Below are 6,730 nucleotides of genomic sequence, written 5' to 3' on the forward strand. Positions count from 1 at the left end.
ACCATTGATCCGCTTGCCCGCCCGCGACAGGGCCGGAAGCTTCTCGATCCGTCTCAGGATAGTAGCGGTCTGCATCAGCAGTTCCTTTCCGTTGATCCATCGAGTTTACAGAACTGCCGTCCTTCGCCCGGGCGCGCGGATTTCGACAAGGATCGCTCCCGCTTATACCGCTGTCCCGTCCGCCTCTCGGCGGTTGTCCCGGCCATTACACCGGGCATTTGACTACTATGACGGCTCCGTCGCCATGCAGGTCCGGCAAGCCGTCCTGTTTAGGCGATCCCGCAGTTGCGCGAGTGAGGAGTCGCGGCGCGTTTAGGTGCCCCGTTCGTTTCCTTAATCCCCTTACCGGGGCCACGCCGGGCGGACTGGCAGCGATTTGCAGGGCCGTGCTCCTCGCTCCGCTCGAGACGGTGTGTCAGCCGCGTTCACCGTCACCTACCTAGTGGTCGTTGGAAACTGGGATTCAAACAATCAAGTCTTCACCATGCGCGCCTTGCCTGCTGGTCAACCGTCAGGCTGCGGCGCCCAACTTCGATCCGTACCCCGACATGCTATGGTCCCGTTTTCCTTTCGGAATCTCAGCCGGTTCATCACCAGCACCGGTAAGTCGGTCAGGCATGAGCTATGCCAATAAGCTCAGTTCATTCGAACTCTCCTTTCTTCTTCGCGCCACAACGGCGCACGCCCTTCGGGTGACGATCACCTTGCGGGGGGGTCGCGTCCGTCAAGATGGTGTAAATTCGGCGGTGGCCACGGGTCATCGTCAGGCGGCCTTTGATGTGATGTGCAAAGGCTGGATTTCCTCCTCGATCGGTGCTGGGTGGGGAAGCCGGTGTAGGCGAGCACATCGGTTTCGGCGTCATCCATGCAGGCGCCCAGCTTGGGCCAGCGGGCGCGTAGCTGATCGGCCACATGGCGCCAGGTCTGGATGGCGCCGTCCTGATCAGGTTGGATAAAGGCCTGCCGGATCGCGGCGGCCACCATGGTGTGCTGGCCCTTGGGCACATAAGCCAGCGCGTTGCGCATGAAGTGGACGCGGCAGCGCTGCCAGGTGGCGCCGAGCACGCGAGTGATTGCGGCTTTCAGGCCTTCATGGGCGTCGGAGATTACCAGCTTCACGCCGGTCAGGCCGCGCCGCAGCAGGTCCTTGAGGAAGTCAGACCAGAAGACCTCGGCCTCGCTCGGACCGATATGCAGGCCGACGATTTCGCGGCGCCCTTCGGTGTTGACCGCCATGGCTATTATGGCCGCCACCGAAATGATCCGGCCGCCCTGCCTGACCTTGAGGTAGGTGGCGTCGAGCCAGAGATAGGGCCATTCCCCGGTCAGTGGGCGCTTCAGAAAGGCATGGACGCGCTCATCGATATCCTTGCACAGCTTGCTGACCGACGACTTGGAGATGCCGGTCATGCCCATCGCCTGGACCAGTTCGTCCACGCGCCGGGTGCTGACCCCGCCGATCCATGCCTCCTGGATGACCGCGACCAGTGCCTTCTCGACCATCTTCCGGGGCTCGAGAAAGGCGGGGAAGTAGGAACCAGCCCGCAGTTTGGGGATCTTGAGGTTGAGCGTTCCCAGCCTGGTGTCGAGCGTCCGGTCGCGATGGCCATTGCGCCAGGTGGCGCGCTCGCCGCTGCGTTCATGCCGCCCGGCGCCGATCAGGCCGTCAACGTCGGCCTCCATGATCAGCTGCAGCACGTTTTCAGCGATCAGCCGTAAAAAATCAGCGTCGCCGCTCTTCGCAGATAGCTCTTCGATCAGTAGTCTGTTCTCGGTCATCGGGTACTCCTTCGTCAGGGTTGAAGTCTCGCAACTCCACCATAACAATGAGCCCGGTGGCCACCAGAGCCGCCGCATTTTGGGGTGGGGCATGCCCCACCCCAAAATACACCAGCTCCTACACCGGAAATTACACCACGACCGCGGACGCTAGCTTGCGGGGGCGCTTGCCGAGAGGTGTACCTATAAAAAATCTCTCTCTCTGAATGCCTAGATATGACGTGCGGGGATCCGAGCCCGTCAAGGATGAGCGGTTCCCCCAATTTTCACGCGGCCCGCCACTCCGCTTCGCTCCGTTCTGGACCACGAGAAAATCGGCTCCCCCACTCCCCGCTTCGCGGCGTTAACCGGGGTCCGGCTGCGCCGGCTTCCCGGTTAACGTCCCTGACTGCCACGACCGCCGCACGTCGAATGAGATGCCTCATCGAGTGGATGAGATCACGACATGGAGGCTATCATGCAGAACTTCACGAACTTCGCCGACCTCGCCAGCCACATTGCAGCCGCGCGCGAGAATGAAGACCTGACCCAGACCTACGAGGGTGCGTTCATCGAGCATAGCGAGATGGCGAAACTGAGCATCGTCGAAGCGCCCGAAGCGCTTGACATGCCCGATCCCGAGCAGGTGCGGGCCGCGGTCGAGATGATGATGCAGACGATGTTCGATGTGCTCCGCGATACGCGCATGGAGCCCTTTGCCAACGATCTGGTCTGGGGGTTCGCCAACAGCTTCCATGTCGTCGCCAAGCGGATCGAAGGTCGGGAGGACGATGCGGCGAAGAAGTTGGGAGAACTCGCCCGCGCTTACGACCCTTCCGAAATCTACGCGACCGAACTGGAGGAGACGCAGCTGCTCTGCCAGACGCTGCAGGGGTGCCGTGAGGCGATGGAATGCATGCGCGACCACGCCGCCGAGATGTACCGCATCGAAACCGGAAAGCCCTTCTCGCCGGTCCGGGGAAGCCGGGTGTCGAGCGCGCTCAACGCCTCGATGATCGATGCCCGCGACTATCTGGCCTCGCGTGCCCGGGAGCGGCGGGAGCAGTTCGCGCCCGAGGGTCCGGTGGTTGCCTTCTCCGGAGGCCAGGTGTGGGAAGATGCCGACCTGCTCTGGAAGGGCCTCGACGGTATCAAGGCACGCATCCCGGAAATGATCCTCGCGACAACGGCTCAGGCCAAGGGTTGCGATGCCGTGGCACACGCATGGGCCGCCTCGCGCGGCGTGAAGGTCATCCAGTTCCGCCTGGATCGCAGCCAAGGCAACCGCGCCGCCTTTGTCCGCAACGATCGCATCCTGAACCTCAAGCCGGTCGAAGCCGTCATCTGCGAAGGGTCGGGGATTCAGCAGAACCTCGCGCAGAAGCTGCGGCAGGCGGGCATTCCGCTGCACATCGTCCGCCTCGCGCACCAGCGCACCGCACGGCGGGCGTGAATGCTCGTGGGGAGGCTCTGGCGTCGGCCGGGGCCTCTCCTCTTTTTCTTCGTGTCGGTATGCGGCGCTCAGGGGCATCGAGCCCCTTCGCGCCGCCGGGGACTGAGCGCCTGCGCGCTCGCTTTCGAGCACACAGCGACCCGCGAAAGCGGACAGAGGGGAGGGGGGAAGGGACATGCGGTTCAACAGGGGAGGACGAGATGTCCATCACGTTCCGCATCGCTACCGCTGCCGACGATCAACTTCGTCCGGTCGCCACCATCAATGCTCGCCAGCTCGCCGCCTTCCGGACGTTCCTCCGCGACGAAAGCGTGCGCAGCGGCACCGTCCTGCTCGATCCAGACGCGGCCGAGGACGAATTCCTGTCCTATCATTTCGAAGCGCGGGTCTGTCCGATCGCGCTTGCCGTCGTCACCCGCATCTTCGACTTCCAGACCGACGTCATCACCGTGATCGAAGAAGCGCAGTTTCGGTGTCGGCGGGTCAGCGTCTACCGTATCGAGGAGACCGGCACGATCAACTTGGCGGTCGCCATGACGTCGGACCTCGGCGTTGAACTCGATCTCGCCACGGCGAACGCCCACGCGCTTCTCGAGGGCCTCGGCCTTCGTCCCGACAGCATGGGCGAAATCCCGATCGACACGATGCGCGCGCGGCTCGCCAATCCTGCCGTGCGCCGGCGCGCCGAAGAGCACGGCGTCGCGGTCTATCTCGGCCGCCTCGACCAGCTGCTCGCGACCGCGGACGCCGACGATACTTCCCGGTTGGAATGGGCATAGCCTCCGTCCAGATCCCAGCCGATGAAGGAGGGCGCGCCGCAGTGCTGGCGCGCCCTTTTTTTGACTGCCGGGCGCGAGGCTTGAAATCGTCCCACCGGCTTCCGATCTCCGTTGGAAGGGCGTGCCCTCCGGTGAGAAACTTACACCTGAGAGCAGTGCGGTTCACGAGAAAGCCGCCGAGCATTTCGAGGCGATCCTGTGTGCGATAGGCTAGCCGCCGCGCATTATTCTTCGCGCTGCAGCCGATGGAACCACCTGCCGAATCCAGCGTGACGGCCAACCACCGCAACCATCACACGCCGCCCGCTTGGCGACCTATAATCTGAATCAGCACGCATCCTCCGCCCACGGCATTCGCAATCTGTCAGACCCGCCGCGCCCGGGGCAAGGATGAGCGGTTCCCCCAATTTTGCCGAAAGCTCCGCTACGCTCGCTGACGACGAAATCGGCACCCCCACTCCCCGCATAGCGGCCGCCCGCAAGCGGTCGGTCCGTGCCCGGACCCGTCGCGCCTGACCGCTCGCGTGCCTTGTTTCAATGGAGGACATGATGATCACAGCAGCAACGCGCCACGACGACGATATCGCCGTATGGGCGGATGGGGCCTGGGCCACGCTAGACGACGTCAGGGCCGGCGAATTTGACTGGATGAGCGATGACTACGAGATCATCTCGCACCTCGACACCGACCGCCTCATCGCTCTGGGCGTGTACGACGCAGATCCGGGCTGAGACGATCGCAGCAACGTTCCCCGCCGACTAGCCGAGCAGACCTGCATGTCCGGCGATCGCGCCTCCCAGGAGAAATTCCCGGACGTCCTGCGCACGCAGTTCGGCGACAGATCAGCCTGTATGACGGCTTCATACGGTTGGAGGCGAATTGCTCTACCTGTCGAATGGCGTTCCAGACCGGGGGCAACGCCGCCAGCCAGTCCACCACATTTGGCGCTTCCGTGTTCGAGCGTCGCCCAACGGCACCTGGATCGGCCGTTCCGCTCCCATCAGAGGATAAAATCTCTCACAGAATTCCGAGCATGTCGTTGAGGGAGCCGCCGCGTCAAGGACGGCGGGGCCCCACCATTTTCTTCGGCGGATCAGACGTTGGCGCTTCATCTTCGGCACCGGTGGCCGCCGAACAAAATCGTGACCCCCACCGCCGCTACGCGGCGCCGGCTGTGCCGGCGTCCCTGACCCGGCGGCTCCCTCAACGACAGTCATTCCCCTGTCATTCAAGACGACAGGAGGCCGGGGCGGATGTCCGACGAATACTGAGCACACCAGGGAGGGGCTGCGGCCTCTCCCTTTTTTTGTTGGAGAGAAAAGGACATGGGGGGCATCGAACCCCCCATGTCCGTGCCGCGCGACAAGCGCGGCAGGTCAGGTTCAGGCCGCCAGTCGCTTCTCGACGGCCTCGATACCCAGCGCCTTGATGCGATCGGTAAGCGCCGCCAGCCGCCTGGTTTCGAGCTTAAACAGGCCCGATTTCTCGATCGTCGCAATCGCCTGCTCGCGTTCTTTCTCTTCCAGGCGTTTGCGCCGCTCTTCCAGCCGACGTGCATCCTCTTCGAACGCCAAGCGCTCCTGTTCCAGTGTCTTTGCCATAAGGGCCTCTTGTTCAACGCTAATCGGGCTTTGAACGAAGGTGACTATAACGACGTTTGCGGATCGCCGGAAGAAGATGATGAGCGGGTCGGGGGCGCATCGGGCTTGTCGCCCGATGACGGCTCTATTCGCTAAGGTGCCGCCGTCCTGAACGGACGCCGGCAACCAAGCTCACGGAGCCAAGGCAAAGCCTTGTCTCCGCCCATTCGGGTGACGATCCTTGCCTGACCAATGGGGCCGGAGGCCCGCATTGAAGCGCGCTTCGGGACCATGTCCCGGCAATCGGTCTCTGAGGATATGCACACCCTACGCACCTGAAGGTGCAGGGTTTCCGTTGTTACACAACGGCTTATCGCGGAGGAACGCGAGACTACATTGTAGTACGGCTTTTGTGGAGAGCAGAAAGGGCAGAAATCCGCCGTTTTGGCGTACTACGAGAGACTACGGCACTCAGGCGCTCGACGATCAACTTGCCCGGCCTTGTTCTCTACGCTATAAGTTGAGCCATTCTTCAGTCCCCACCAGCCTCCCTGCTAGGAGGTTGGTTTTGGCTACCAGTTACCGGCACTATAATGTGCGCCTGGAACGGTCCCAATGGGATCGCCTCAGTGCCATCGCGCTCGAGCAGAAACTCAGCGTCGCCGATATCATCCGGTCGGCTCTCGACGTCTTCCTCTCCTCGTCCGATCTGCTAACCGCCAGCCACCGGCGCATCGCCCGGATCAGCGAGTTCCAGCAGCTCGCTTTGGACGTCATCATCCGCGAGCAATATCCCGAGCTTCGCGATCGGCTTGTGGCCGAAACCGACAAGCGCCTGGTCCAATATCATGGCGCGTGAGGACATCCGCTCGAACGGGAAAAACATCCCGCTGACCCATCATTCCGCGCGCGGCCGGGTCCAGCGAAACTCAGGCAATTTCACGCGCGGCAGCCAGCTCCTCACCCATGAGATCCTGATGTGGTTTTCGGGCGCGAAGTTGCCCCTCATCGCGTGGTTTTTCGCTTTCCTCGCCGCCTGGTTCATCATCCTCTCGCTGCGCCTCGACGAGCATGGATTCCAGCTCGTCTGCATGAAGCTCTATTCGGCACTCTGGAACTGGGTCGACCTCAACCCGAACAAGCGCGTCAACGTCACGCT

General features: G+C 62.7%; 6 protein-coding genes and 2 pseudogenes. 6 read left to right on the top strand and 2 right to left on the bottom strand.

Features of this window, described 5'->3' with window-relative positions; genetic code table 11:
- On the top strand, positions 1–222 hold a 222-nt coding region (locus B7Y89_RS17990; protein WP_292940927.1), incomplete at its 5' end, for a hypothetical protein.
- Positions 223–804: 582 nt separating this feature from the next.
- Here B7Y89_RS17990 and B7Y89_RS17995 read toward each other — a convergent pair.
- Positions 805–1,779 (bottom strand): annotated as a pseudogene (locus B7Y89_RS17995) (IS256 family transposase); the annotation flags it as partial.
- A gap of 457 nt (positions 1,780–2,236) precedes the next feature.
- Here B7Y89_RS17995 and B7Y89_RS18000 point away from each other — a divergent pair.
- From B7Y89_RS18000 to B7Y89_RS18010, 3 genes are all read left to right on the top strand, one after another.
- On the top strand, positions 2,237–3,211 hold the full coding sequence (locus B7Y89_RS18000; RefSeq protein WP_292940930.1) for a DUF2493 domain-containing protein: 975 nt from the start codon (positions 2,237–2,239) through the stop codon (positions 3,209–3,211).
- Between the two features lie 200 nt (positions 3,212–3,411).
- Positions 3,412–3,990: a hypothetical protein gene (locus B7Y89_RS18005; RefSeq protein WP_292940932.1), complete on the top strand. Its 579-nt coding sequence runs from the start codon at positions 3,412–3,414 to the stop codon at positions 3,988–3,990.
- 546 nt (positions 3,991–4,536) lie between these two features.
- Positions 4,537–4,722 carry a hypothetical protein gene (locus B7Y89_RS18010; RefSeq protein WP_292940934.1) on the top strand — a complete coding sequence of 62 codons (186 nt, stop codon included), beginning with the start codon at positions 4,537–4,539 and terminating at the stop codon, positions 4,720–4,722.
- Positions 4,723–5,373: 651 nt separating this feature from the next.
- On the opposite strand, the gene B7Y89_RS18015 is transcribed toward B7Y89_RS18010, so the two are convergent.
- Positions 5,374–5,592 (bottom strand): hypothetical protein, encoded by a 219-nt coding sequence (locus tag B7Y89_RS18015; RefSeq protein WP_292940937.1) that lies wholly within the window; start codon positions 5,590–5,592, stop codon positions 5,374–5,376.
- A 547-nt stretch (positions 5,593–6,139) separates the two neighbouring features.
- Between B7Y89_RS18015 and B7Y89_RS18020 the strand changes: the two genes are divergently transcribed.
- Together B7Y89_RS18020 and B7Y89_RS18025 are read left to right on the top strand one after the other, a co-directional pair.
- Entirely contained in the window at positions 6,140–6,430 is a 291-nt protein-coding gene (locus B7Y89_RS18020) for a hypothetical protein (RefSeq protein ID WP_292940940.1), read from the top strand.
- Positions 6,420–6,730: pseudogene (locus B7Y89_RS18025) on the top strand (conjugal transfer protein TraD); the annotation flags it as partial. The gene B7Y89_RS18020 and the pseudogene B7Y89_RS18025, both read left to right, overlap by 11 nt.

Source organism: Novosphingobium sp. 32-60-15, from assembly GCF_002280675.1.
GTDB lineage: Bacteria > Pseudomonadota > Alphaproteobacteria > Sphingomonadales > Sphingomonadaceae > Novosphingobium.